This window comes from Enterobacter cloacae complex sp. ECL414, assembly GCF_021869685.1.
GTDB classification, from domain to species: domain Bacteria; phylum Pseudomonadota; class Gammaproteobacteria; order Enterobacterales; family Enterobacteriaceae; genus Enterobacter; species Enterobacter kobei.
Genome location: NZ_CP091481.1, coordinates 2,285,262 through 2,310,467, shown reverse-complemented (window position 1 = coordinate 2,310,467; position 25,206 = coordinate 2,285,262). Strand labels below are relative to the sequence as shown.

Below are 25,206 nucleotides of genomic sequence, written 5' to 3'. Positions count from 1 at the left end.
TGCATTTCCTGCAAAGGTGTTTCCTGCATTATGGCATTTTTCTCACTGGACGACCGACGTAATCTTCTTCGCCTTAAAACGGAGGAAGCGTTATGCAGTTTGTGTTGATTTTACTGGTGATAGCCGGAGGGATGGGTCTCTCCATTGAGGCGGGATTACTGGGGCCACTGGGGGGCGAAGTGGGCGACTTATGGGCCACGTTCAGCATTTTTGGGGTCGGTGCCGCACTGACGTTTTTACTGATGCTGTTTTTTAGCCCGCGTAACAGCCCCTCGTTTTTTGCCCAGCCCGGCTGGCAGTTGCTCGGCGGCGTGCTCGGCCCGGTTTACGTGGTCATCCTGACCGTTGCGACACCCGCCATCGGCATCGCAATGACCATGATTGGGATTTTGGCCGGTCAGGTCTTTAAAAGCCTGATCATTGACCACTACGGTCTGCTGGGCTCGCCGCACAGAAAGATAAATGCGAAGCGCATTATTGCACTGGGGTTCATCATTGCGGCACTGGTTCTGGTCGCACAGGGGTAACGTATGACACTGATTATGATTCTTCTCGCCGTTTGCGGCGGCGCTACGCTGAGCATTCAGGCCGCGATTAACGGACAGCTCGGCAGCAGCGTGGGGGTATTCAAAAGCGCGTTTCTGACCTTTTCCGTCGGCGCACTGGTGACCGCCCTGCTCATATTTTTCTTTGAGCCTAAGCATGCGGTCACGCTGCTGGACGTACCCAAATGGCAGCTCCTCGGCGCGATGTTTGGCGTGCCCTATATCGTGATTATGGTGCTTGCCGTACAGCGCATCGGCACCGCCGTCGCCACGGTGGCGGTGATATTCGGCCAGCTCACCATGAGCATGTTGATAGATAACTTTGGCTGGTTGGGTAATCCCGCTATTCCCTTTTCGCCGAGCCGTCTGGGCGCGGTTATCTGCCTGGGGATTGCACTGTATTTCATCTACTCGAGCAGCAAAATCTACAGCACCCGCGACTAGACTCACGTCTTCCGGGTAAAGAACAGCGTCACCGTGGCGACGGTGACGCCAAATTTCTTCATCTCGGTTTTATTAAACAGATGGGTCTCATCCTGCAGGTACATCCAGTCGTCAAACTTCAGTAGCCAGCTACTGCCGTTGGCTTTCACTTTCATGCTGTAATGCCAGTTAAAGGCGTTACCTGCCGCCTGCCCCGTAGCGACCCCTTCGATATCCCCCGCCGTTCCCTCGTAGCGATCGTTCCCCAGCCTGCGGATGTGCCATACCCGCTGTTGCTTCTCGCCATCGTCATACACGAAGTGCTCATTGAGCGTCAGCGTATCGCCGATAACATCCCCGGCAATCTCCACGTGAAAGCGGCGGATCTGTTTACCGCTGCGATCCTGCACCATGCCCCACGCTTCGGTTTTCCCCTGGAAGTAGTCGAAGATATCAAGCCGTGGCTGCTGCTGGCGATACTCGGCCACCTCTGTGCTACAGCCTGCCAGCAGCATGGTCAATGCCAGCACCATCATCAGGAAACGTTTCATTTTTGTCCTCCAAGTAACTGCTGACGCAGTTCAGGATATTGCGTGCGGGGATCGAGCCAGATGGCCAGAAAGCGCGTGCTGAATGCTTCTGACTGGCGCGGGCCAAGTGGAATAAAGCTTTTCTGCGTTGCTGACGCGCGGTACCAGAACTGTCCCTGCTTATCATCGAGGACAAACGCCAGCTGTGAGCCCGGCCGGACATCCGGCCACAGCGAACGAAGCATCTGTAACCAGCCTTCGCTTTGCGGCTCCCGCTGCAAAATCCCCTGCGCCTGCCACTGATCGCGCGTGGCCTCCACCAGTTCATCACGTTCAATGTCGCGCGCGTAGGTGATAATCAACGCCTGATCCTGATCCGCCGCGCGGTAGCGACCGTCCGGCGTGCGCAGCTGGGAGGTATAAACCGTAAACGGGCCCCAGGTGAGCGTGGCGTCACCCACCTTACGCCAGGCCAGCCAGTCGGCGGCATGGGCCGCAGGGATCACCATCGTCAGCCAAAGGAGGAAAACCGCTGCTCTCATTTTTGTCTCCCCATCAGCAGGTGGAAAAACAACATTAATACCAGCCAGCCCGGCACCATCCAGCTAACGACGATAAAAGTCGGCTCCTGAAAGGTGATAGCACCCAGCCGCTCGCCAATCAGGTACGCCACCGGCCCTCCCACGGCGGCCAGCAGCGTCAGCAGCCAGCCGGGTAACGTGGTCGTGCGCGCAAGCTGTGTCCAGACGGTGGCGAACATCAGCCACAATGCCACCATCCATAGCGGCATCAGGGACTCGCCGGTGAAAGCAATCAGCCCCGTCAACGCCCAGAGCGCATCCAGTACGCTGCCCGCTGCAGCCAGACCGATGGCGTAAAGGCGGTATACCGGCGGCAAAAACAGGCAGGCGAGCACCGCCAGCGCAAGCCAGATAATCAGGCCCTGCTCACGAAAGATCACCACCAGCGCCCAGTAAAGATCGAACCCGACGGCCAGCAGAAAGACCTGAAGATAACGTCTCATACGCGTTCGGCGGTCAGTTGCACCACGCTGATGGTGCGGGCGTTAAACCCGGCTTCGCAGTAGCCAAAGTAGTACAGCCACATACGACGGAACCGTTCGTCGAAGCCGAGCTTTTCAATCTCCTGCCAGGCATGAACAAAGCGCTGCCGCCAGTGGGCCAGCGTGCGGGCATAGTCTGGACCCATGTCAAAGAGGTTACGGACCACAAAATCGGTATGGCGCGTCATCAGCTCATTCATCGCTGTGATGCTCGGCAGGAAGCCGCCGGGGAAAATGTAGCGCTGGATAAAATCGACGCTTTTGCTGTAGTCGCGGTAGCGCTGGTCCTGAATGGTAATGGCCTGAATCGCCATCCGGCCACCCGGGCGCAGCCGCGCCTGACAGGTTCGGAAGAACACGGGGAGATAGCGTTGCCCGACGGCTTCAATCATCTCTATCGAGACCAGCTTGTCGTACTGCCCGGTGAGGTCGCGATAATCACAAAGCAGAACCTCAACGCGGTCCTGCAACCCGGCGCGGGCGATCCGCTCGGTTGCCCAGATATACTGCTCCTGCGACAGCGTGGTGGTGGTCACCCGACAACCATAGTGACGTGCCGCGTATTCCGCCATCGCCCCCCAGCCGGTACCGATTTCCAGCAGGTGATCGGACTCACACAGCGCCAGCTGTTCGCACAGACGCGCCATTTTGGCCTGCTGCGCCGCCGTGAGATCCTGCTCATCCGCAGTAAACAGCGCGCTGGAGTAAAGCAGCTCCTTATCCAGAAAATGTGAATAAAAGGTATTGCCCAGGTCGTAATGCGCGGCAATATTTTCACGCGCCTGGGCCCGGGAATTGCGCCGCGTCCAGTGGCGCAGCCGCTCCAGCGGTCTACCGAGCAGCCGGAACCCTTTCTCCAGACGGCCAAGCACCTCGCCATTAAGGGCCAGGATTTCCAGAAGCGGCGTGAGTTGCGTGGTTTCCCATTCGCCATCCATCCAGGCTTCTGCGGCGGCAAGGCTCCCGCCCGTTAAGACGCGCCAGTAGACGCCGGGCGCGAGGATCTGAATGTCGGCGTGCAGCGCGGAGGATGTCTCGCCAAAATGGAATGTCTGTGCCCCTTCACGCAGCGTGAGCGAGCCGCCACGAATACCGCTTAACAGACGGAAAAGCAGCCAACGCGCAATGCGGACGTTGCGCGGGATATCGGGTTCTAGCGCAAAGACGGGATCGGTCATGAGCGTTCACTCCTGCTGACGGGATGGTTATGCAGCGGCACGCGCTTGAGCCACAGCCTCAGCGCCTGCCAGTAAATAGCGAAAACGGTTTTCAGGGTCATCAGTGGAATGCGCAGCAGTAGCGCACGCAGTGCCGGACGCGTCAGAGGCTCCCGGCGTAGCGCCAGCGTGGCGTCAAACACCTTCGCGTCCTGATGATTTTCAATGTGCATATGCAACGTGTTATCCGGGTTGTTGAAGCGCCAGTGGTAGATCATGTCCATTGGGTTGAAGGGGGAAACGTGAAACGCTTTTTCCGTCGGCTGCGCGTCCTGTCCGTTGACGGCATAGTAATGCCGCTCGTTCCACGGCGTGTTGCGGACCTCCGCCAGCACCCAGCCCAACGTCCCCTTCTCGTCATAGCAGTAGTAAAAGTTGACCGGATTGAAATGAAACCCGAAATAGCGCAGCTGCGTCAGGAGCATGACTCGTCCGCCGGGACGTTCTCCGGTGAGCCCCTCCAGCGTGTTCAGGACGTTCTCTTTGAGCGGCGTACCCAGCGGATAGTCCGTGTCATAAAACGCGGCGGCGGCGAAGCGATTGCGCCGTACGCCGACGTCAGCCAGCAGTGGCAGTTCATCCAGATCCAGCCAGGCCATAAAGACGCTGTAGCGAAATTCGTGGGTTTTCGGCTGGAGGCGGCGGTGGCGTAATACGCCGTGATAGAGGCAGCTGTTCATCTTAGTTCCCCTCTCCGGCCGCGATCGCGTTGACCACGTCCAGCGCGCTGCGCACGCCATCCTCGTGAAAACCGTTGTACCAGTAAGCCCCGCAGAACCAGCTTCGCTGGTGACCGTTGATCTCACCGCGACGCGCCTGCGCCCGCCAGCTTTGCGGGTTAAACAGCGGATGTTCATAAACAAAGCGCTGTAACACGAAGCGTTCATCCACCGGCGTTTCCGGGTTCAGGGTGACGCAGAACAGCGGGCTCCCCTCTGGCAGCCCTTGCAGAATGTTCATGTTGTAGGTGACGCAGGCGCTGGCCTGCTCATGCTCGCTCAGGCGGTAGTTCCAGCTGGCCCACGCGCGCTTGCGTACCGGCAGCCAGCGCGGATCGCTGTGCAAAATTACCTCGTTGCGCTGCCAGCCGATATCCCCCAGCACCTCGCGCTCTGCTGGCGTCGGCGCCTCAAGCATGGCCAGCGCCTCGGCGGAGTGGCAGGCAAAAATCACCTGATCGAAGGTATGGCTGGCGTTTTCGAGCTGAAGCGTGACCCCGTCTTTGTGGCGGCTGACACGCTGCACCGGCGCGTTCAGGCGTAACGTCAGGCGGTCGCCCAGCTTTTCCAGCATGGCGCGGATGTACTCCCGCGAGCCGCCCGGTACCACGTACCACTGCGGACGATGGGTAATATCCAGCAGACCATGATGATTAAAAAAGCGCAGGAAGAGCGGCAGCGGGAAACGCTTCATCTCCTGCAACGACGACGACCAGATGGCGGCGCCCATCGGCAGAATGTAGTGGCGCGCAAAAAACGGCGTGAAGCCATGCTGTTGCAGAAACGTCTCCAGCGTGGCGTGCGGATCCACGTCCCCTTCCAGCGCCTGTTTTGCCAGCCGATTAAAGCGGACGATCTCTCCGAGCAGACGCCAGAATGCCGGATTCACCAGATTTCGGCGCTGGGCAAACAGCGATGTCAGGGTGTGTCCGTTGTACTCCAGCCCCGTCTGGGGGTTGTGCACCGAAAAGCTCATCTGCGTTTTTTGCCCGCTGATGCCGAGCTCGCTGAGCAGGCCCATAAAGCGCGGATAGGTCCGGTCGTTGTAGACGATAAAGCCGGTATCAATCGCCCAGTTGCCCTGTGGCGTCGAGACATCTACCGTTGCGGTATGGCCGCCAGGCGTGGCGCCCGCTTCAAACAGGGTCACCTGATGGTGACCGGCCAGCCGCCAGGCGCAGGTCAGCCCGGCAATTCCGCTGCCGATAATCGCAATCTTCATGAACGTACCATCCTGCGCAGCAGTGTGCGCTGCAAAAACGCGGGTAGCCTGGAGAGCAGCCGCAAAATGAAGCCGAACCGGGTGGGAAACGCGATGTGCATTTTCCCTTTCGCCAGTCCGGAACGGATCGCCTTGACCGCCTCGTCAACGCTCACCCTGCCCGGCATGGCGAAATCGTTTTTGCGCGTCAGGGGGGTATCGACAAAGCCTGGGGAGATCACCGTGACGGCAATCCCTTTGGGCTCCCAGTCCAGGCGCAGACTGTCCGCAAACCAGCTCAGCGCGGCTTTAGACGCGCCGTAGGCTTCTGCCCGCGGGAACGGAAGCCAATGGGCCATCGAACTCACCAGCACCACGCGGTTGCCGGCAACCAGCTGCGGCTGCAACGCGGCAAGACAGTTCACCGGGCCGAGGAAATTGGTGTTCATAACCCGCTCCACCAGCGCCGCGTCCACTACGCCCCGATCGAGGTACTCGCAGGTACCGGCGCAGAGAATAACCAGATCGGCGTAAACGCCGCTCAGCGCCTGGCGACAGGCGTCCCTGTCTGTCATATCGAACAGGCGAACCGTGAGATTGGGGCAGGTCTGATGCAAGGCTTCAAGGCGCGCAGGATCCCGCCCACAGGCAATCACGTGGTACCCCTCCGCAGCGAAGGAGGTCGCCAGCCCGGCGCCAATACCCGAGCTTGCGCCGGTGATCAGTACCGTTTTCATGATTTCACCCTCCGCTTCACGCCGCGTACCGCCCAGCCCAGCAGCGGAAGATGTTCGTAGATCATCTCTCCCGCATCGTAGTAGTCGCGCTGACGCGTGATAAGACCCTTTTCCGTGTCCACCACCGAACAGCCCGGCAGTTCGAGCGGGTCCCCTCCGGCGATGCGCGGGTGCGACCAGTGCATCACCCAGGTCACAACAAAGCGGTTTTCACTGCACAGCGGTGGATCGATGGTAAAACGGCAGTTTTCGACATTCGCCAGCAGATGGGTGAAATAGCGCTGAAGCGCAAAGATACCGTCGTGCTCGCCGAACGGATCGATTAGCGTGGCATCCGAATGATAAAGCCCGACCAGTGCGGAGGGCGGCTGGCTATCCAGTGCGCTGTAGTACTCAACAAACCGACTCACGACAGAGGGCAAAGTGCTCATGGGTCACATCCTGGCTGTAAACAACGTGGCGTAATCGCATAATTAAAACTTACACAATTAACGTTATTTGTCCAAGTTTGTGCATATCTATTTTTAATATTTGAAATATATCAGTAAGTTAATGTCAGACCAAAAACTGTCTTTTGTAGGCCGGGTAAGGCGTAGCCGCCACCCGGCTTTGTTTTTTCAGTTTAACCTTAAGGCAAATTCCCCCATCCTCTTCCAGGCTTATCCTTTTAAATTCATCAGGATGCCCGACATGAAACGCGTCTTTCTTTCTCTTTTTTCAAGCCCTGAATCCTTGCTGCAGGTGATGAGTCAGCAGGAGATCATCGAAGCCGTGGAGGATGGTGACCGCATCATCATCGACCAGGACGGGAATGCATCGGTGAATTACAAAAGCAATGAGGTACGGCAGGATTTTCTGCGTCAGGTCAACGCGCTGAAGAGGGCCTGATATGGGAACGGCGATATTTATGGTGCTGATGGTGTGCGGGTACTGGTACACCAGTCGCGATCTGTCGACGCGCTTTAAAATCAAGCGCTCTTTCGGCTGGGACGTCTATTTCCTTGTTGCGCTTTATGGCTGTATTTTCGTGCTGCAGGGCGTGGTTGCCACGGGACTGCTTTGGCTCTTGCTTCTCGCCCTTTCTGCCGCCAATAACGCCTTTCACTTTGCCTCACCGAAATATACCGACTGGCAAATCGACTTTATGAACTGGAGTTTTTTAGGCATTCAGGCGCCTGTGGTCGTGATGCTGGCGTTTGCCATCCTGTTTTGCCTCTATCGCTCCAACTGGGCAGGCAGCGCCAGGCTGGACGGTGAAAGCCGGAAAAAGCTCTACAAACGGCTTGCCCAGTCGAGCGGTATTGAACAACTGCTCTATCAGTGTATGGAGCAAGGCGAGCTGGCGCAGGTGACGCTTCGGTCGCGGCGGATATATATCGGCATGATCCACACCGCGACGCTGGAATACGAAAACACGGCCAATATTGTGCTGATACCGATGTTAAGCGGGTACAGAGACGAGAAGACAATGAATTTGCGCATCGAGAATAATTACAGCAAGTGGTATGCGGAGCATGACATTACGCTCGACTCCGAACCCCGCAGCGCTATGTCATTCCGAAAGGTGATTTTACTCAATCAGATAGAGAGCCTCTCACTGTTCGATCCCGCCAGCGCCAGCGCGCTGTCTCTGGCGCAGCGGGAGTGACCAATATTCTGGTGCGATTCAGCCCTGGGCCTTTTGAAAGAGGTCCCAGCGGTTGCCGTAGAGATCTTCAAACACCACCACCGTACCGTACTCTTCCTCACGAGGTGCTTCACAGAAATGAACGCCTTTTTCTTTCATGGCATGGTAATCGCGCCAAAAATCATCCGTCTGAAGGAACAGGAAAACCCGGCCACCGCATTGATTGCCGATAAAGGCTTCCTGCCTCTCATTAGAAGCCCGTGCCAGCAGAATATTGCAGTCGCTTTCCGGATTTGGCGTGACGACGACCCAGCGTTTATCCTGCTGCGGCGTGTCCTCGACAAGGGTAAACCCCAGCTTGTCGGTGTAGTATTCAATTGCGCGATCGTAGTCATCAACCACAATAGCCACGCCCCCCAGACATCGCTTCTGTGTTCTCATTTTCCGTTTCCTTTACCCTGAATGGTTATGCCCAGCGCATTCCCACAGAATACGCGCGCATAAAAATATTTTATAGATCGGTTAGCGTCGTAAAAAACCGTGCCGCTAAGGCGGCGGGGATCCTGATGAAGGCAGCGAAGGATGCCGACGCACCCGTCCTGCTGATGGGACACGGAATTATCAACCGGTATATTGCGAAAGAACTGCTCGCATCTGGCTGGAAAGAACAGACCCGCCCCCGTACCGGTTACTGGGGTGCGGGTGTTTACAGCCGTTAAGCCCCCCGGAAAAGCTTATTTTTCCATTAACTGTTCCAGACCGCGTGATAACGAGTGGAGGACAGCATCCGTCTCCACGCCCATTTGCGCATGAATAATGGCGCCGTCAATAAGCAACATGATTTCGTTGATCACGCGCTCATCAGTGACCTTCGTCAGCGACGTAATCATTTTCTTTGTTTCGAGTTTATGGTCACGGCATATCGCCTTTATTTCACTTTCAATATCTTCAGACTTCGCCTCTGCACTGGCGTTAATAAACGCGCAGCCGTGAAACTCGGGTGAAACGAACCATTCGTAAAGCGTGGCAGATAATGCATCTGACGATGCCTGACCGGCGTTGAGATTACGCCGCAATGAGGCCTCAAACCAGTTCATCCATATTTCATGTCGATAGTGCAAATAGGCGAGAATCAATAAACTTTTACTCGGAAAGTGGCGATAGAAAGTTACCTTGGTCACTTTCGCCTCTTTAATCAACGTATCCACGCCCGTTGCCTTGAAGCCCGTGGAATAAAAGAGATCGTGAGCGGTATGTAATATTTTATCCCTGACGCTGATTTTTGTCTCGTTGCTTGCGGGTTCTGTTTTCATTTTTCGGCAGCCTCAAAAAGGGATGTTGACAACGTTATTTTTCAGGCATAGATTAACGCAAGTAGACAGATCTGTCTACATAATATCACACTGAGGTAATCGCCATGAATACACGCCCTCCTTTACCGCCCTTCACGCGTGAAAGCGCCATCGAAAAAGTCAGACTCGCCGAAGACGGCTGGAACAGTCGCGACCCGGCAAAAGTCGCGCTGGCCTATTCGCTGGATACCCAATGGCGCAACCGCGCAGAATTCGCCACCAACCGTGAAGAAGCGCAGGCGTTTCTGGAACGGAAGTGGAAAAAAGAGCTAGGTTACCGCCTGATTAAGGAGCTCTGGGCATTTACGGATAACCGGATCGCGGTGCGCTATGCTTATGAATGGCATGATGATTCCGGCAACTGGTACCGTTCCTACGGCAATGAAAACTGGGAGTTTGAAGCGGACGGGTTGATGAAGCGTCGTTTTGCCTGCGTGAACGATATGCCAATAAAAGAATCTGAGCGACTGTTCCACTGGCCGCAGGGCAGACGCCCGGACGATCACCCCTCGCTGAGCGATCTGGGGTTATAGGATTTTCGCATCACTCCGGGGCGCCCCCGGAGTGATGAATTTACAGTGCGCCCAGCTGTTTCATCAGCGTCAGGTTGTCCTCAATATGCCAGTTAGCCACAATTTTACCGTCATTAATTTCATAGATATCCGTGGCGATAAAATCTATTTTCTGCCCCTTTCCTTTCAGCTCGCCAAATGTTCCGGTAAACGTGCCGTGAAAATGTAAATGGGAGACCACACGATTACCGGAAATAATCATCTGCTCAACGTCACAGCGTAAATCAGGTACGGCAGTACGAAATGCCCGGGAGGCTAAAATAGCGCCCTCGGGTCCCTGTTTACGCCCTTCCGGCGGCGTTTTATCAATAAAGTTAACTGCAAGCGCTTCACGCGCCAGAGACGGCGTCCCCGTATTCCAGAACGTTGCATATTTTCTGGCTGCAGCCTCATTCGCGGCTAATTGCGCCTGCGGCAGGCTTTTATCGACAATCAGCTGCTGTGGTTTCACCCACTCCTCCTGCGCCGAATAAGCGGCGCCCGACAGACCGATAAAAATAAGCGGCAATAAAACAGAACGAAAACAGGTTGAATAGTTCATCATTTTCTCTCAATCATTTATCAGGATAACGGCAAGGTGGGATAATCGGTATATCCCGTCGCACTGCCACCAAACAGCGTGGCGGGATCGCGCACCTGGGCCAGCGGCAACTTGTGCGCCAGCCGGTTGGGTAAATCCGGGTTGGCAATAAATGGCCGTCCGAAGGCAATCAAATCGGCATAGCCAGCCGTAAGTATTTGTTCGGCTTTGTTAAGGTCATAGTTGCCCGCGACGATAAGGGTTCCGCTAAACGTCTCGCGCAGGGATTGACGGAAAGTGTCGGGTACCTGCGGCGCGTCGTCCCAGTCGGCTTCCGCCAGGTGGATGAATGCTATCCCGTGTTGTTCGCACCAGGCCGCCAGAGCGAGGATGGCGTCGATCACCTGCGGGTCATTCATCCCCCGCTGGGTAATAAACGGCGAAAGGCGGATGCCCGTTCGCTCGGGGCCAATGGCCTCCGCAATCGCGTTCAAGACCTCCTGGGCAAAGCGGATCCGGTTAGCAAGCGTGCCGCCATACTCGTCCGTGCGTTTATTGGAGGTTTGACGCAGGAACTGGTCGATCAAATAGCCATTTCCGCCGTGAACTTCCACGCCATCAAAGCCGGCCTGGACGGCATTCAGTGCCGCCTGGCGATAGTCCGCGATGATGCCGTGAATGTCTTTGCGCGTCAGCGTTCTTGGCTGCGGGCAGTCAACCATTTGGCCTTCGCCCTTTTCGTTCACCACCCACACTTTCGCGTCCGGTGCCAGCGCTGACGGGGCCACGGGCAGACCATCCTGATGAAAACTGGCGTGCGACATTCGCCCGACGTGCCAGAGCTGAGAAAAAATCACCCCGCCCGCCTGATGCACGGCCCCCGTCGTGAGTTGCCATCCTGAAACCTGCTCCGGCGAATGGATGCCGGGAGTCCAGGAGTATCCCTGGCCCTGCGGGGAGATCTGGGTGGCTTCGGTGATGATTAATCCCGCGCTGGCCCGCTGCCGGTAGTATTCCGCCATCAGCGACGAGGGAATATTGCCTGGCTGAAGGGAACGCGCGCGGGTCATTGGCGCCATAACGATACGGTTTTTCAGGTCCTGCTGACCCAACCGGTAACGGTCAAAAAGTGAGGAACGGTTCATATTTTCATCCCTTATGGTTTGGATGAAATCACTTTACAGGCGGTATTGCATTTTGATAATTACACTGAAAACTGATGCACTTTTCGGAAAATATGAATAATGGGCAAGCTTGAAGATATGGCATTGCTGGTTGAAGTGGCCGAGGCCGGGGGGCTTTCCGCCGCCGGACGACGGCTGTCGCTCTCTCCTGCGACCATGACGGCCAGACTGAAGGCGATTGAAGAACGTTACCAGACTCGCCTGTTTCATCGTTCAACGCGATCCATCACGCTGACCCATGCCGGAGAAGAGTTTTATCATGCCGCGCTGCGCGTGCTGGAAGAGATGCGCCATGCCGAGTCGCTCCTGACGCAAAAAGAGGGCGTCCTCAGCGGCAATATTCGCCTTTCTGCCCCCTCGGATTTTGGCAGACAGTATCTTAGCCCCGCCGTGGTGGAATTTTCCCGACACCATCCTGACGTGAAATTTTTCATCGCGTTAAGAGAACATGTTGAAGATCTGGTCGCTAACCGGCTGGATATGAGCGTGCGTTTCGGTAACCTGCCGGACAGCAGCCTGGTCGTCAGAAACATCCGCCCAAATCATCGGGTGCTGGTGGCCTCTGCGGCGTATCTTAGCAACCGCGGCGTCCCCGCCACATTTGCGGAGTTAGCCCATCACCGGTGCCTGGCACTTGAGTCTCAGGGCGTGGTGATGAACGAATGGCGCTTTGAAAAAGATGGCGAAGAAAGTGTCGTTCGCGTAGAGCCAGCCATGGTGTGCGACGACGGGGCATTGCTTCGTCAGTGGGCGCTCAGCGGCGCTGGCATTGCGGGGAAATCCTGGTGGGATGTGAAGGACGATGTTGAGGCCGGAAGACTCACCGTCCTGTTTGCTGACAGTTTTACCGGTTTTAGCCGATACGACCGCAAAGATGTCGGGCTACAGTTTGTTTACCCGCAGCGTAAACTGCAGCCGCTTCAGGTCACGGCGTTTAGCCAGTTTTTTCTCGACTGGCTAAAAAAACGGTAGCGTGAATGTTGGTTTAACCCGCTTAAAATTCATCGACACAAGACTGCCTTAATGCGCGAAAAACAGTGATACACTTACCCCACCGGGTGGGTCTTCCCGTTTGAACTCATGAGGAAACAACAGTAACCAAATTACGATATGGTCACTCGTTGTCAATCCTGGCCTGTCACGCTAAGCTTAAATAATGACTAAAAATATGAACGCCCCATCAATACGTGGTCCACTTGACCATTCTGTCAGAGAGCAAATCGTCGAAGCGGCTTTTGAGCACTTCGGGCATTACGGCTATGAAAAAACCACCGTCGCCGAACTCGCGAAATCCATCGGTTTCTCTAAGTCCTACATTTATAAGTTTTTCGATTCCAAACAGGCTATTGGCGAGGTGATCTGCGCTAACCGCCTGGAGCTGATCATGGCGGCGGTGCTTTCTGCCATCGAGGATGCGCCGTCAGCCAGCGAAAAATTACGCCGTCTGTTCAAAGCGCTTACCGAGGCCGGAAGCGAGCTGTTTTTCCACGATCGGAAGCTTTACGACATTGCCGCCGTCGCCGCACGGGACAAATGGCCGTCTACTGAAAGGTATACAGACGGCCTGATGAAGCTGATTGAGAGCATCATTATTGAAGGAAGGCAGGCGGGTGAATTCGAAAGAAAAACGCCGCTGGATGAGGTCACGCAGGCTATCCACATGGTGATGTGCCCTTATATCAATCCCATACAGCTGCAATACAACCTCGAAACGGCCCCCACTGCGGCGGTGCTTCTCTCTTCGCTGGTATTAAGAAGCCTGGCCCCCTGACTAGTGACCATTGACTTTATTGGTCACTAGTCTGAGAATGCGGAAACTGTCCTGTTACTTCTATAAGGGTTTCCCATGCTCAGGCTCAATACAGCCCGCCTTGCCGTTAGCCTTCTGCCGTTTGTCCTCGTGGCGTGCGGCGATAATTCCGCGAGTGACGATCCGCGCACTAAGCCACCGCTTGTCAGATCCGCCGCCATCGAGCTTGCGAACAATACTGCTCACGCCTTTACCGGCGTGGTGGTGGCGAGAACGCAAAGTGATTTGGGTTTCAGGGTTCAGGGGAAAATCCTTGAGCGACTCGTCGATACCGGGCAAACCGTCAGACAGGGTCAGCCGTTACTGCGCCTCGATCCGGCTGACCTGAAATTACAGGCCCAGGCACAGCAGCGCACGGTGGATGCTGCCCAGGCGCGTGCGAGAAAAGCGTCCAGCGATGAGGCGCGTTATCGCGGTCTTGTGGCGTCCGGCGCCGTGTCCGCCTCGGAGTATGATCAGATCAAAGCCGCCGCCGATTCCGCCAGAGCGGAACTCAGCGCAGCCCGGGCGCAGGCCAACGTGGCGCAAAACGCAACGGGCTATGCCGTACTGCTGGCGGATTCAGACGGGGTAGTGATGGAAACCCTCGCCGAGCCAGGTCAGGTGGTGAGTGCCGGGCAAGTGGTGATCCGACTCGCCAGGGCGGGACAACGTGAAGCGCTCGTGCAGTTCCCGGAGACCTTGCGCCCTGCCGTTGGCAGCCCTGCACTGGCCACACTTTATGGCAATGAAAAACACCCGGTCAGCGCAACGCTGCGCCTGCTGTCTGATTCAGCCGATGCCACAACCCGCACCTATGAAGCCCGCTACGTGCTGAATGGTGACCTGGCAAACGCGCCGCTGGGGGCAACCGTCACGCTGAACGTTCAGGACCCAAAAGCGGAACGTCAGGTCATGCAGGTTCCGCTCGCCTCACTCTACGATGCTGGCAAAGGCCCCGGTGTCTGGCGCATTTCCGCCAGGCCGGCAAAGGTTACCTGGACGCCGGTGAAGGTGCTGAGCGTGGGTGAAGATGCCGCGCAGGTCACGGGCAGCGTGAAGCCAGGCGAGAAGATTGTGGCGCTGGGCGCACACCTTTTGCACGAGGGTGAAATCGTCAGGCTTGCAGAACAACGCAATGCCGCGCTGGCGGAGAACACGCCATGAGCGGAAGTCGCTTCAACCTGTCAGCGCTTGCCGTGCGCGAGCGCTCCATCACCCTGTTTCTGATCGTCCTTGTGACGATTGCCGGTATCTACGCCTTTTTTGGGCTTGGCCGCGCGGAAGATCCCCCTTTTACGGTGAAGCAAATGACGGTGATATCCGTCTGGCCCGGCGCAACCGCGCAGGAGATGCAGGATCAGGTCGCCGAACCGCTGGAAAAACGCCTGCAGGAGCTCAAATGGTATGACCGGACGGAAACCTATACCCGCCCCGGCATGGCGTTTATCACCTTATCGTTGCAAGACAAAACTCCCCCCGCAGAGGTGCAGGAGGCGTTCTATCAGGCGCGGAAAAAGCTGGGAGACGAATCCCTGAACCTCCCTGCCGGGACGATCGGCCCGATGATCAATGACGAATTCGCCGATGTCACCTTTGCCCTTTTTGCCCTGAAAGCGAAAGGTGAACCCCAGCGGCAGCTGGTACGTGATGCCGAAGCCATGCGCCAGCAACTTTTGCACGTACCCGGCGTGAAGAAAGTGAACATTATCGGCGAACAGGCGGAGCGGATATACATCGCTTTCTCTCATGACCGACTGGCTACGTTGGGTCTTTCGCCGCAGGATATTTTCAACGCCCTTAACAATCAGAACGCGTTAAAAGCAGCGGGCTCTATTGAGACCCGGGGCGCCCAGATGTTTATCCGCCTCGACGGCGCGTTTGATGAGTTGCAGAAGATCCGCGATACACCCGTTGTGGCTCAGGGCAAAACGCTCAGGCTGTCCGATGTGGCGATGGTCGAACGGGGCTATGAAGATCCCCCTACGATGCTGATACGTAACCAGAATGAACCCGCCCTTCTGCTGGGTATCGTCATGCGTGAGGGCTGGAATGGTCTGGCACTGGGTAAAGCGCTGGATGCCGAAACGGCAAAAATAAACGCGAGTCTGCCGCTGGGCATGACCCTGAGCAAAGTCACCGACCAGTCAGTGAACATCAGCTCGGCGGTGGATGAGTTTATGATCAAATTCTTCGTCGCCCTGCTGGTGGTCATGGTGGTCTGTTTTGTCAGCATGGGCTGGCGCGTGGGGGTGGTGGTTGCAGCGGCGGTACCGTTGACGCTGGCGGTGGTCTTCGTGGTGATGGAAGCCGCGGGGATAAACTTTGACCGCGTCACGCTGGGCTCCCTGATCCTTGCCCTCGGCTTACTGGTTGACGATGCCATTATCGCCATCGAAATGATGGTGGTCAAAATGGAGGAAGGTTACGACCGGGTCAAAGCCTCCGCCTACGCCTGGAGCCATACCGCCGCGCCAATGCTGGCGGGTACGCTGGTGACGGCAATTGGCTTTATGCCAAACGGTTTTGCCCAGTCAACCGCCGGGGAATACACCAGCAATATGTTCTGGATTGTCGGCCTCGCCCTGATTGCATCGTGGTTTGTCGCCGTGGTGTTTACCCCCTATCTTGGGGTGAAGATCCTCCCGGCCATTCCCAAAGTGGAAGGAGGCCATGCCGCCATCTATGACACGCCGCGTTATAACCGTTTTCGCCGGATGCTGAGCCGCGTTATCGCCGGAAAATGGCGGGTGGCCGGTGCCGTGATCGCTATTTTCATCCTCGCCATATTCGGCATGGGACTGGTAAAAAAACAATTTTTCCCGACATCCGACCGCCCGGAAGTACTGGTTGAAGTGCAGATGCCCTTTGGCACCTCAATCGAACAGACCCGTGCCGCAACCGCAAAAATAGAAGCATGGTTGAGCCAGCAGCCTGAGGCCAACATCGTGACGGCCTATATTGGCCAGGGATCGCCCCGCTTTTACCTGGCGATGGCCCCCGAATTACCTGACCCGTCTTTTGCAAAAATCGTGATCCTGACGGACAGCGAGACGTCACGCGAAGCGCTCAAGTTCAGGCTCAGGGAGGCTGTCGCCAGCGGCCTGGCGCCTGACGCCCGCGTGCGGGTGACGCAGTTGGTCTTTGGCCCGTACTCGCCCTTCCCGGTTGCCTGGCGCGTTTCGGGGCCGGATGTCGGTACCTTACGCGATATCGCAGACAAGGTGAAAGGCGTGCTTCAGGCAAGCCCAATGATGCGTACCGTCAATACCGACTGGGGATCACGCGTTCCGGTATTGCATTTCACCCTCGATCAAAACCGTCTGCAGGCCACCGGCTTAACGTCCAGTGCCGTGGCTGAGCAGCTTCAGTTCTTGCTCTCAGGCGTGCCAATTACCGCCGTGAGGGAAGATATTCGCTCGGTAGAGGTCATGGGGCGCGCCGCGGGGGATATCCGTCTCGACCCGGCAAAAATTGAGGGTTTTACCCTCGTCGGCAATGCGGGGCAGCGCGTTCCGCTGTCTCAAATTGGCAAGATTGAGATCGGTATGGAAGACCCGATTTTGCGCCGCCGCGACCGCACTCCGACCATTACCGTGCGGGGTGATATCGCCGACAATCTTCAGCCACCGGATGTATCGGTCGCCATCATGAAACAGCTCCAGCCGATTATAGATACGCTACCGGCCGGATACCGCATTGAGATGGCCGGTTCGATTGAGGAATCGGGCAAAGCCACGCAGGCAATGATTCCGCTGTTCCCGATCATGATTGCGCTGACGCTGCTGATCATCATTCTGCAGGTGCGTTCGCTCTCGGCGATGGTGATGGTGTTCCTTACCGCGCCGCTGGGGCTGATTGGCGTGGTGCCGACCCTGTTGATTTTCAATCAGCCGTTTGGCATCAACGCGCTGGTGGGGTTGATCGCCCTTTCAGGCATTCTTATGCGCAATACGCTGATCCTGATTGGGCAAATCGATCATAACCAGAAGGACGGTCTCGATCCGTTCCACGCGGCGGTCGAGGCGACGGTTCAGCGAGCCAGACCCGTACTGCTGACGGCACTTGCCGCCGTGCTGGCGTTTATTCCTCTGACGCATTCGGTATTCTGGGGAACCCTGGCTTACACGTTGATTGGCGGAACCTTAGGCGGTACGGCCATTACGCTGGTGTTCCTGCCTGCGATGTATGCGATCTGGTTCCGGATCCGCCCTGCGGAACAGCGCGTGCAGTCCCCGGCAGAAAACGTGTAAACTACCCTAAGTAGATAACTGTTCCGAGGAAAGCATGGTTGTTAAGCGCTTAAGAAAAGAGGATCGCCGCGTACAGCTGCTGGAAGTGGCGCGCGGAATTGTCCGCCAGCAAGGCACGGAGGCACTGACGTTGGGTTACCTGGCGGAGCGGGCCAACGTGACCAAGCCTATCCCCTACGACCATTTTGGCGATCGTGAAGGGTTGCTGATGGCCTTGTATCAGGATTATAGCGATGGGCAGTTGGCGAAATTCCGTGAGACGCTGGTGGTAGACCGCAAAACGCTGGACAAGACGATCCGCTTTTTCAGCGCCGCCTATATTGATTGCGCCATGACCGCCGGGCCCGAAACCGGGCCCATCGCCGCGGCGCTGTCCGGCTCTCGCGCGTTACAGTCGTTTCGTGAGGCGTGCGTTGCCGAATGCGCCGACTGCCTGCGTACCGCGCTTTCCCCTTTTGTCGTCCTGAAAGGCGTTCAGGGAGAAGCGGTACTGACGGCCATCATTGGTGCGGCGGACGCGCTCAGCACCGCCGCGTGTAACGGCGTGCTCGCCCGAAATGTTGCGGAAGATACCCTCAGCGGTGCCATCACCGGGGTGCTGGAGACCTACGTGAATAGCACAAAATGATCGTTGGGTGCGGATTGACAGCTAAGTTACCAATAGTAATATAAACGTCACTTCTCACCCATTCGAGGTCGCTATGTCTGCTACACATGCCATTAATAATGCACTGATCGTGACGGCTCACCCTGTCGACAATTCGTTATCCCATTCGCTGGCCGCCCGCATTGCCGGGAAACTGCGTGAACAGGGTACGCAGGTGGAGATGGCCGATCTGCATGCCGAAGGGTTTAACCCGGCCATGTCCAGCGCCGATCTTGATTTGTACCACGGCGATCCGAGCGCCCTTCCTGACGCTATTCTGCGCGAGCAGCAGCGGGTCGAGCGGGCGGATATGCTGGTATTCGTTTTCCCGGTGTACTGGTGGTCCGTTCCCGGCCTGTTGAAAGGCTGGTTTGATCGCGTTCTGACGCTGAACTGGGCGTATAAAGTGGCAGAAGACGGCCGGATTGTGGGCAATTTGCGCGACGTTCCCGTTCGCCTTATTGCGACTGCTGGCAGCGATCTTTACGGTTTCGATAAACATGGTTATTCGACGGCGATTCAGACTCAAATAGTCGAGGGCATTTTCGGCTTCTGCGGTTTGAAGAACGTCAAACTCGATATTCTTTACCAGGCAGACACGGCGACGCCTGAGCTGGTGGAGGAGTTCCTGAAGGGACTAGAGGGCCTTAAATAATCCCGGCTATTCAGTCAGCAAAGGCGTGCACAGCAGGTTACGAGCCTTTGCTGACAGCTTCCTGCCGCTGCATCGTACCCCTACTCAAGTTGGTGTCTTGAAGCAATGCGTTAAGCAACGCTATAACTAACGTGCTCATTCCGCATATAGCGGAATGAATAAACAAAGGTCATTCCATGTATCAGTCAGTTCAGCCAACAACCACCCTCACCACCACCGGCACCTTCGGCGGCATGAGCGTATCTGTAGCAAACGACTGACAAACAGAACCTCAATCCCCGCCTAACTGGACGGGGAAATACCTCTCCGTTCACCGCCCTCTGAATGGAGAAAGAAAATGATTTCTGACAATGCTCTCTTAATTATCGACATGCAGCAGGGCCTCTTCCGGGGCCCGGTCTCACCCTGTTCCGCCGATGCCGTTCTGGCAAATATCCGTTTGTTAATAGCCAACGCGCGCCACGCTCAGGTACCCGTCTTTTTTGCCCGCCATGTTGGACCAGACGACTCGCCCCTTTCAGCGCAGGGGCCGTTGACGCAGCTGATACCCGAGCTGGACGTGAAGGAGCAGGATGTTGTTTTCACCAAGCGCCATCCCAGCTGTTTTCGGGATACCGAATTGCTGCGTGAACTTAATCAGAGAGGCATCAAACAGCTGGTCATTGCCGGGATGAAAACAGAATTTTGTGTCGACACCACCTGCCGGGCCGCGCCGGAGCTGGGCTTCAGGACGATATTGATTTCAGATGCGCATACCACAATGGATAACGCACATTTACCTGCCACTGACATCATTGCGCATCACAACAGCACGCTGGCCGGCCCGTTCGTGATGCTGTCGACTGCCGGCGACTGGCATTTTAATACGGTCAGTTGAGTTGGCGGGAGCGTCTCTCTCTATCCCGGCGCGCCTTTCCGCGCGTCGGGAAAAGTAGAGAAAATTACAGGGTAAAACCTCCATCACCCACCTGTGCCTGAGCGTACCATTTCATCAGCTCCGCACTACCGGGCGCGTTCTCAGCCGGTGACCATGGAGCGGTATCGTGCTCCGGAACAGGCTGATAGCCGCCGTGTTTCACCTCAAAAATGACGCCGCCTTTATCCAGCGACAGCACGGCATGCCAGGTACCGGCATCCATCTCCAGCACTTTGCAGTCTTCACCTAACACCACGCGCTGGGTCACGTTACCGCTGTCATCAAAATTCAACACCAGAAAGCGACCGCTCAGAGCCGTCAGCAGTTCAAACGTGTGCGGGTGGCGATGAGGGCGAACATAGGTACCTGGCTCCATCGCGATAGCCAGGCGTTGTACCGGGTCGCTCAGTTCGGGATGTAAATTTCGGTGCGCGCGTAAGCGAGGAGAATTGGCAGCCTGCTCACTTTGTTGCTGCAGGTCACTGAACGTAATTTGTTTCATATACACCTTTGTGAATGGAGTCAGCGGGCGGCCACCCTTTAGCCGCACGACGTTATACCATTCTGGACGGTCGATGAGCGATGGCGTTTGTGAAACAAAACGCTGCAGCGTGAGGATGTGCGTGATCGCACTCCAAAGCGCAACGTTGAGTAAAACTCACATTTATTCCCACTATTTATCGTTTTTCAAAAGCGATAGCCCTGCAATACCATCCATTCATCCCTGGGATAGAAAAAATAAATAATATTAAGCCTGTATGGAGCAGCTATGACACTCGATGCTTTATTCCCTGTATTGAATATTATCTCGCCTCATAAATATAGCCTCAATGCAAATGTGCATGAGTTGATAACGTTACTTTCAGCAGAAAAGGAAAGCTCAGAAGCGCTATCGCCTTTCATCCATCGACTGCATCTTTTGGCTTTCGCCCAAAGCAATCCGGGTAACGCCGAAGAGTTGCTCTCAGCGCATTTACCAAAAGAAGATGGGATCCTTCCGCTGCTTGACTTTGCGGAGTGGCCAAAGGTGCGTTACGCCGCGTCGGGCGAAGATCAAACGCGTGAATCGGAGGAGTATTTCCGTGACATGACCTCGGCTGCCAATCTGTTACGCACGGCGCTGATCGACGCAGAGCGCGCAAAGGGGACGCCTGCGCTTTATATTCTGGATAAATTACTTAGCCTGAACAGCGCCCTGCCGGAAAGATATAAAAAGATGGCGAATATTCCCTACGCATAAATACGTTCAGGATGCGGAATATCCCACAATTAATATTCCGCTATTTATTAAACCTGATTATCATCGTAATCAAGACAGACGATATTCAAAGAAGGCACCACAGGCGCGTTAAGGTTAAGCCACGCCAGCAAACGTTCAATACTCTGTCTTCTGAGCGAATTTTTCGGCCAGACAAGATAGTAGCCATCCCCGGTTGCTATCGCTTCCCTGAAGGGCAGTGCGAGCAGGCCACTTTTTAGTGCGTCCAGCGTGAGTCGAAGGTCAGCCATCGCCACACCGTGACCGTGCATGGCCGCAAGGCTGCCCTGCTCCAGGGTGTCGAACACAAGCCCGCCGCTCATGTCGAGCCCGGGGAATAACCCTGTCCTTTTCAACCAGCGTTTCCAGTCCCGTCTGTCCGGTGAGGGATGAATAAGATCGCACTGAGCAAGCTGGTGCCGGGCAGATTCAAGCAAAGACGGGGGACAAACCGGAATGAGCCATTCACTGAAGAGCAGCCGGCTTTCTGTTGACTCGCCGAAATAGCCATTACCGAGGAGGATCGCGCAATCGTATGGCTCACGGCTGAAGTCAACGGTGTCGAAGTCCATCCAGACGCTGGCGATTTCGATTTTAGGCTTCGCATGGTTTTCGCGGAAAGATTTAAGCACATTCAGGAGCCATCTCATCGTAAGGGTGCTGGGAGCTTTAAGGCGCAGAAGGTGATTTTCACTTTTGAATGCCCGGCATGCCCACTCCATATTCGAGAAGCTTTCGCCAAGCTGTCCGGCCAGAATACGTCCGGCTTCATTGACCTCCACTCTCGGCCCCTGCCGTTTGAAAAGCTCGCAGTCAAACCACAGTTCAAGCGTCCTGACATGCCTGCTGACCGCTCCCGGCGTGATATTCAGGGTTTCAGCGGCTTTGCTGAAGGAGTTCAGCCGCGCGGCGACTTCAAACGCGCGTAGCGCGTACAGTGGCGGTAATGACATATTTTCCCTTTCGATGAGGTTGAATCATGTAGCTTTTTTATCGGCACCCGGGGACTATTCACCCCGTTCCTCAGTCGGAAACGTCAGCAGTAATTCCCTGAGCAGGGATTCAAGCTGCGCATGTTGCACATCAGATAAGTGTCTTAATACTGCATTTTGCGTTTCCGTGTGAACGAGCAACGCCTGTTCAATATGATCCTTCCCACTGGACGTCAGGCTCACGAGCGTGCTGCGCTTATCCTCCGGGTCGGCGATTCGCCTGATAAGCCCCTGCTGTTCAAGATGGCTGAGCCGGTTCGTCATCGCCCCGGACGTAATCAGCAACGCTTTGTACAGCTGCGTGGGCGAAAGGCAGTACGGCTCACCGGCGCGACGCAGCGTGGCGAGGACGTCAAATTCCCCCTCGCGAAAACCAAACTGCGCCATGGCCTGCGCGCGCGCTTTTGCCAGATGCTTTATCAGCCTGAGCATTCGGCCAAAAATTTTCATCGACGAGGCGTCCAGCTCGGGCATGGCACGACTCCACTGGTCGACAACAAAATCTACATGGTCTTTCATTTTCCCCCCGTGTTGAGTGGGTATTTATCGTGTTGTGCGCTACATCTTACACAAAAAAGGATTTTATCTTAACGTTAAGATAAATGTTTGTGGCATTTTGCGCTGGCCGTACACAATCGAAAAGGATTCCACGTTGAAACGCACGTCACCTTTACTCTTCGCCGTTATTGCTTTTATCGTCGGGTTGAACCTGCGCCCTGTCCTGGCTTCTGTCGGCCCCTTGTTCTCCGTGCTGCAGCATGAAGTTGGGCTGTCGGCCACGGAATTCAGCCTGCTGACCACCCTGCCGGTCGCGATGATGGGCCTGGCCGCCTTATGCGGCCCCTGGCTTTTAGCCAGGATCGGCGCCGTCCGGGGGATCGCGTTCGGACTCTTCATCCTGCTTGCGGCCTGTTTATTACGGGGTTTTAGCGCTTCACTGGCGAGCCTTATGGGTACCGCGTTACTGGGTGGGGCCAGCATAGGCGTGATCCAGGCGTTAATGCCTGCCCTGATAAAAAAGGACTATACGCAAACGGCCAGCACGGTGATGTCGCTCTTCAGCACGGGCATTATGGCCGGCGCGGCATTAGCCGCCGCCAGTGCCGAGCCGTTGTTTTCATGGCTCACGCTGAAGCCCGCGCTGGCGATGGCAGGCGTATTAGCGCTGCTTGCTTTGATACTGTGGCTGGCCCTCGTTAAGCGCCCTCAGCAAGAACAAACGGTACACGAAACCGTGACGCTCTCCTCCTCCCGGACAGGACTACTGCTGCTCTTTTTCGGTGTGGGAACTGGCGCCTACACGCTGGTTTTAGCCTGGCTGCCCCCACTCTATATTCAGGCGGGATGGTCCGCACGCAGCAGTGGCTATATGCTGGCCTGGCTGACATTGACCGAAGTGGTCGCCGGGTTTGCCGTCTCCGCGCTGATTGGTAAATGCCCTGACCGCCGTGTGCCGCTGATCGCCGTGCTCTCGCTACTGCTGGCAGGATTACTGTGTCTGGTCTTTGCACCGGGTACAACGCCGGTAGTATCCACATTGCTGCTTGGCACAGGGATCGGCGCCCTTTTCCCACTGTCGCTCATCGTCACGTTCGATCACGCCCGCACGCCCGCTGAGGCCGGGAAGTTACTCTCCAGAGTTCAGGGGGGCGGATATATGATTGCCGCGCTGATGCCGTTAATCGCGGGGATTGTTCGCGACAGCGCGGTTTCATTGACCAGCGCCTGGCTGGTGATGAGTGCGGGAGTGGTGCTGCTGATCGTCATCGCGTTGAAGTTTAAACCCGTCGAGAACGTGCGGACACGGTGAAAGCGATGCCAGAATTGAGAGTCGTATTTCAACTGGTCGTAAGATAAATTCAGCGTAAGTGTTACGTCATACAGGAGGGGATATGCCGCAAGCTTTACCGGGAATTGATGTTTTATTTGTCGCTGGGTTCGGGCCTATTTCACGGGACACAGCGTCCAGCGCCGCGTTTTATATCCATACACTCGGCCTTCCGCTTAAGCCGATGGAGGGGAACAGTGATTATCTGCTCGCAGAAGTGGGCCAGTTGAAAGGCGTGAAGCATTTCGCCGTCTGGCCGCTTACACAGGCGGCAATGTCCTGCTTTGGAGAAGAACAATGGCCCGCTGAGCACCCGATACCGCAAGGATGGGTTGAGTACGAGGTTCAGGACCTGGACTCGGCTACCCGTATTTTGACTGAAAAAGGCTATCGGTTGCTGGTGGCAAACCGCACAGAACCATGGGGGCAAACCGTCACCCGCCTGCTCAGCCCGGAGGGCTTGCTTACGGGATTAACGATTACGCCGTGGCTTCGGGAGGTATGACGCCCTTCACCAGGCCATTTACCAGCAGGGTAAAAACCTGAATCGCTTTTGGTAATGCCTGCTGAGGATCTTCGCTGGCGGCCACCCACTGGGCGGCATTCAGTGCGGCACCGTTTAACAGCCAGGCGGTGGCATCAACATCTACCGGTTCGATTAAGCCGCGTTCAATCAGGTCGGAAAGGCTCTTACGCGTAGCGTCGAGGCAGTTATTCTGGCTCGGCCATTTGCCCGGGTCCCCAAGAAAAGCCGGACCATCAAGCAGAACGATGCGACGGACTTCTTCATCCAGCGCCATCTCGATATAGGCTATCCCCTCTGCCAGAAGCTTTTGCTGGTCATCCTTCACATGCGCCGCTGCACTTTTGGCGCTTTGCGCCATTTCAGAATCAATCTGGGTAACGACAGCGGCAAGTAACCCCTTTTTATCGCCAAAATTATGATACAGGGCCCCGCGCGTCAGGCCCACGCTGGCGGTTAAATCATCCATCGAGGCTGCGGCAAACCCTTTTTCGGCAAAGGCTTTACGTGCAGCCGCAATCAATTTAGTGCGGGTTTCTTCCATCGTTTCGGCGCGGCGTTTGGCAGCCATACGAACTCCTTGCAATCTACACCACGCAAGACGTTTGACATACGCGGCGTATGTGTGATTAAGTTGACATACGCCGCGTATCTTA

32 protein-coding genes are annotated in these 25,206 nt (G+C 56.0%); 16 read left to right on the top strand and 16 right to left on the bottom strand.

Annotated elements, in window-relative coordinates:
• Nucleotides 1-92: 92 nt before the first annotated feature.
• Both L3068_RS11290 and L3068_RS11285 read left to right on the top strand, forming a co-directional pair.
• On the top strand, nucleotides 93-527 hold the full coding sequence (locus L3068_RS11290; RefSeq protein ID WP_014883752.1) for a DMT family transporter: 435 nt from the start codon (nucleotides 93-95) through the stop codon (nucleotides 525-527).
• 3 nt (nucleotides 528-530) lie between these two features.
• The gene (locus tag L3068_RS11285) at nucleotides 531-989 is read left to right on the top strand and encodes a DMT family transporter (RefSeq protein ID WP_014883751.1); all 459 of its coding nucleotides are present in this window, start codon (nucleotides 531-533) and stop codon (nucleotides 987-989) included.
• 2 nt (nucleotides 990-991) lie between these two features.
• On the opposite strand, the gene L3068_RS11280 is transcribed toward L3068_RS11285, so the two are convergent.
• From L3068_RS11280 to L3068_RS11245, 8 genes are read right to left on the bottom strand one after another with little or no spacing between them, the layout of a single operon-like run.
• Nucleotides 992-1,519, bottom strand: coding sequence for a DUF3833 domain-containing protein (locus tag L3068_RS11280; RefSeq protein ID WP_014883750.1), 528 nt, complete (start codon nucleotides 1,517-1,519; stop codon nucleotides 992-994).
• Entirely contained in the window at nucleotides 1,516-2,040 is a 525-nt protein-coding gene (locus tag L3068_RS11275; RefSeq protein ID WP_014883749.1) for a hypothetical protein, read from the bottom strand. The genes L3068_RS11280 and L3068_RS11275 overlap by 4 nt, the downstream gene beginning before the upstream one ends.
• Nucleotides 2,037-2,522, bottom strand: coding sequence for a DUF2878 domain-containing protein (locus tag L3068_RS11270; RefSeq protein ID WP_014883748.1), 486 nt, complete (start codon nucleotides 2,520-2,522; stop codon nucleotides 2,037-2,039). Before L3068_RS11270 ends, L3068_RS11275 begins: the two co-directional genes overlap by 4 nt.
• A complete protein-coding gene (locus L3068_RS11265) occupies nucleotides 2,519-3,739 on the bottom strand; it encodes an SAM-dependent methyltransferase (protein ID WP_014883747.1) in 1,221 nt (406 codons plus the stop codon). Before L3068_RS11265 ends, L3068_RS11270 begins: the two co-directional genes overlap by 4 nt.
• Nucleotides 3,736-4,458, bottom strand: coding sequence for a DUF1365 domain-containing protein (locus L3068_RS11260; protein WP_014883746.1), 723 nt, complete (start codon nucleotides 4,456-4,458; stop codon nucleotides 3,736-3,738). Before L3068_RS11260 ends, L3068_RS11265 begins: the two co-directional genes overlap by 4 nt.
• A gap of 1 nt (nucleotide 4,459) precedes the next feature.
• Nucleotides 4,460-5,719, bottom strand: a complete 1,260-nt coding sequence (locus L3068_RS11255; protein ID WP_045135154.1) for an NAD(P)/FAD-dependent oxidoreductase — start codon at nucleotides 5,717-5,719, stop codon at nucleotides 4,460-4,462.
• Nucleotides 5,716-6,435 carry an SDR family NAD(P)-dependent oxidoreductase gene (locus tag L3068_RS11250; protein ID WP_014883744.1) on the bottom strand — a complete coding sequence of 240 codons (720 nt, stop codon included), beginning with the start codon at nucleotides 6,433-6,435 and terminating at the stop codon, nucleotides 5,716-5,718. Before L3068_RS11250 ends, L3068_RS11255 begins: the two co-directional genes overlap by 4 nt.
• On the bottom strand, nucleotides 6,432-6,866 hold the full coding sequence (locus L3068_RS11245; RefSeq protein WP_014883743.1) for a nuclear transport factor 2 family protein: 435 nt from the start codon (nucleotides 6,864-6,866) through the stop codon (nucleotides 6,432-6,434). The genes L3068_RS11250 and L3068_RS11245 overlap by 4 nt, the downstream gene beginning before the upstream one ends.
• Nucleotides 6,867-7,125: 259 nt before the next feature.
• Here L3068_RS11245 and L3068_RS11240 point away from each other — a divergent pair, with 259 nt between their 5' ends.
• Together L3068_RS11240 and L3068_RS11235 are read left to right on the top strand one after the other, a co-directional pair.
• Nucleotides 7,126-7,323: a hypothetical protein gene (locus L3068_RS11240; RefSeq protein WP_117582021.1), complete on the top strand. Its 198-nt coding sequence runs from the start codon at nucleotides 7,126-7,128 to the stop codon at nucleotides 7,321-7,323.
• A 1-nt stretch (nucleotide 7,324) separates the two neighbouring features.
• Nucleotides 7,325-8,083, top strand: coding sequence for a hypothetical protein (locus L3068_RS11235; protein WP_023330351.1), 759 nt, complete (start codon nucleotides 7,325-7,327; stop codon nucleotides 8,081-8,083).
• Between the two features lie 18 nt (nucleotides 8,084-8,101).
• On the opposite strand, the gene L3068_RS11230 is transcribed toward L3068_RS11235, so the two are convergent.
• Nucleotides 8,102-8,503 (bottom strand): VOC family protein, encoded by a 402-nt coding sequence (locus L3068_RS11230; RefSeq protein WP_117582025.1) that lies wholly within the window; start codon nucleotides 8,501-8,503, stop codon nucleotides 8,102-8,104.
• Nucleotides 8,504-8,628: 125 nt separating this feature from the next.
• Here L3068_RS11230 and L3068_RS11225 point away from each other — a divergent pair, with 125 nt between their 5' ends.
• Entirely contained in the window at nucleotides 8,629-8,781 is a 153-nt protein-coding gene (locus tag L3068_RS11225; protein WP_117582027.1) for a phosphoglycerate mutase, read from the top strand.
• A gap of 15 nt (nucleotides 8,782-8,796) precedes the next feature.
• On the opposite strand, the gene L3068_RS11220 is transcribed toward L3068_RS11225, so the two are convergent.
• Nucleotides 8,797-9,375: a TetR/AcrR family transcriptional regulator gene (locus tag L3068_RS11220; RefSeq protein WP_045135151.1), complete on the bottom strand. Its 579-nt coding sequence runs from the start codon at nucleotides 9,373-9,375 to the stop codon at nucleotides 8,797-8,799.
• Nucleotides 9,376-9,479: 104 nt separating this feature from the next.
• Here L3068_RS11220 and L3068_RS11215 point away from each other — a divergent pair, with 104 nt between their 5' ends.
• Nucleotides 9,480-9,947: a nuclear transport factor 2 family protein gene (locus L3068_RS11215; RefSeq protein ID WP_014883739.1), complete on the top strand. Its 468-nt coding sequence runs from the start codon at nucleotides 9,480-9,482 to the stop codon at nucleotides 9,945-9,947.
• 40 nt (nucleotides 9,948-9,987) lie between these two features.
• Here the strand turns inward: L3068_RS11215 and L3068_RS11210 are convergent, their stop codons facing one another.
• Complete coding sequence (locus tag L3068_RS11210; protein WP_032664944.1) at nucleotides 9,988-10,527, bottom strand: ester cyclase; 540 nt, start codon at nucleotides 10,525-10,527, stop codon at nucleotides 9,988-9,990.
• 20 nt (nucleotides 10,528-10,547) lie between these two features.
• A complete protein-coding gene (locus tag L3068_RS11205) occupies nucleotides 10,548-11,651 on the bottom strand; it encodes an alkene reductase (protein ID WP_059373255.1) in 1,104 nt (367 codons plus the stop codon).
• 99 nt (nucleotides 11,652-11,750) lie between these two features.
• On the opposite strand from L3068_RS11205, the gene L3068_RS11200 reads away from it, so the two are divergent.
• From L3068_RS11200 to L3068_RS11170, 7 genes are all read left to right on the top strand, one after another.
• Entirely contained in the window at nucleotides 11,751-12,662 is a 912-nt protein-coding gene (locus L3068_RS11200) for a LysR family transcriptional regulator (RefSeq protein ID WP_117582028.1), read from the top strand.
• A 184-nt stretch (nucleotides 12,663-12,846) separates the two neighbouring features.
• Nucleotides 12,847-13,461 (top strand): TetR/AcrR family transcriptional regulator, encoded by a 615-nt coding sequence (locus L3068_RS11195; RefSeq protein ID WP_014883733.1) that lies wholly within the window; start codon nucleotides 12,847-12,849, stop codon nucleotides 13,459-13,461.
• 75 nt (nucleotides 13,462-13,536) lie between these two features.
• The gene (locus L3068_RS11190) at nucleotides 13,537-14,646 is read left to right on the top strand and encodes an efflux RND transporter periplasmic adaptor subunit (RefSeq protein ID WP_048996302.1); all 1,110 of its coding nucleotides are present in this window, start codon (nucleotides 13,537-13,539) and stop codon (nucleotides 14,644-14,646) included.
• Nucleotides 14,643-17,732 (top strand): efflux RND transporter permease subunit, encoded by a 3,090-nt coding sequence (locus L3068_RS11185; RefSeq protein ID WP_117582029.1) that lies wholly within the window; start codon nucleotides 14,643-14,645, stop codon nucleotides 17,730-17,732. Before L3068_RS11190 ends, L3068_RS11185 begins: the two co-directional genes overlap by 4 nt.
• 34 nt (nucleotides 17,733-17,766) lie before the next feature.
• On the top strand, nucleotides 17,767-18,360 hold the full coding sequence (locus L3068_RS11180; RefSeq protein WP_117582030.1) for a TetR/AcrR family transcriptional regulator: 594 nt from the start codon (nucleotides 17,767-17,769) through the stop codon (nucleotides 18,358-18,360).
• A 73-nt stretch (nucleotides 18,361-18,433) separates the two neighbouring features.
• A complete protein-coding gene (locus tag L3068_RS11175; protein ID WP_117582031.1) occupies nucleotides 18,434-19,033 on the top strand; it encodes an NAD(P)H-dependent oxidoreductase in 600 nt (199 codons plus the stop codon).
• A 337-nt stretch (nucleotides 19,034-19,370) separates the two neighbouring features.
• Complete coding sequence (locus L3068_RS11170; RefSeq protein ID WP_117582032.1) at nucleotides 19,371-19,910, top strand: cysteine hydrolase family protein; 540 nt, start codon at nucleotides 19,371-19,373, stop codon at nucleotides 19,908-19,910.
• Between the two features lie 64 nt (nucleotides 19,911-19,974).
• Here L3068_RS11170 and L3068_RS11165 read toward each other — a convergent pair whose 3' ends face one another.
• The gene (locus L3068_RS11165; RefSeq protein WP_014883727.1) at nucleotides 19,975-20,451 is read right to left on the bottom strand and encodes a WbuC family cupin fold metalloprotein; all 477 of its coding nucleotides are present in this window, start codon (nucleotides 20,449-20,451) and stop codon (nucleotides 19,975-19,977) included.
• A gap of 267 nt (nucleotides 20,452-20,718) precedes the next feature.
• On the opposite strand from L3068_RS11165, the gene L3068_RS11160 reads away from it, so the two are divergent.
• Entirely contained in the window at nucleotides 20,719-21,189 is a 471-nt protein-coding gene (locus L3068_RS11160) for a hypothetical protein (protein ID WP_048996296.1), read from the top strand.
• A gap of 47 nt (nucleotides 21,190-21,236) precedes the next feature.
• On the opposite strand, the gene L3068_RS11155 is transcribed toward L3068_RS11160, so the two are convergent.
• Both L3068_RS11155 and L3068_RS11150 read right to left on the bottom strand, forming a co-directional pair.
• Entirely contained in the window at nucleotides 21,237-22,160 is a 924-nt protein-coding gene (locus L3068_RS11155; protein WP_023337244.1) for a LysR substrate-binding domain-containing protein, read from the bottom strand.
• A gap of 54 nt (nucleotides 22,161-22,214) precedes the next feature.
• Complete coding sequence (locus L3068_RS11150; RefSeq protein WP_117582033.1) at nucleotides 22,215-22,718, bottom strand: MarR family winged helix-turn-helix transcriptional regulator; 504 nt, start codon at nucleotides 22,716-22,718, stop codon at nucleotides 22,215-22,217.
• Between the two features lie 133 nt (nucleotides 22,719-22,851).
• Between L3068_RS11150 and L3068_RS11145 the strand changes: the two genes are divergently transcribed.
• Nucleotides 22,852-24,009, top strand: a complete 1,158-nt coding sequence (locus L3068_RS11145; RefSeq protein ID WP_117582034.1) for an MFS transporter — start codon at nucleotides 22,852-22,854, stop codon at nucleotides 24,007-24,009.
• Nucleotides 24,010-24,091: 82 nt separating this feature from the next.
• Entirely contained in the window at nucleotides 24,092-24,532 is a 441-nt protein-coding gene (locus L3068_RS11140) for a VOC family protein (RefSeq protein ID WP_023330340.1), read from the top strand.
• Here the strand turns inward: L3068_RS11140 and L3068_RS11135 are convergent.
• Complete coding sequence (locus L3068_RS11135; protein ID WP_014883722.1) at nucleotides 24,507-25,121, bottom strand: TetR/AcrR family transcriptional regulator; 615 nt, start codon at nucleotides 25,119-25,121, stop codon at nucleotides 24,507-24,509. The genes L3068_RS11140 and L3068_RS11135 overlap by 26 nt on opposite strands.
• Between the last annotated feature and the right edge of the window lie 85 nt (nucleotides 25,122-25,206).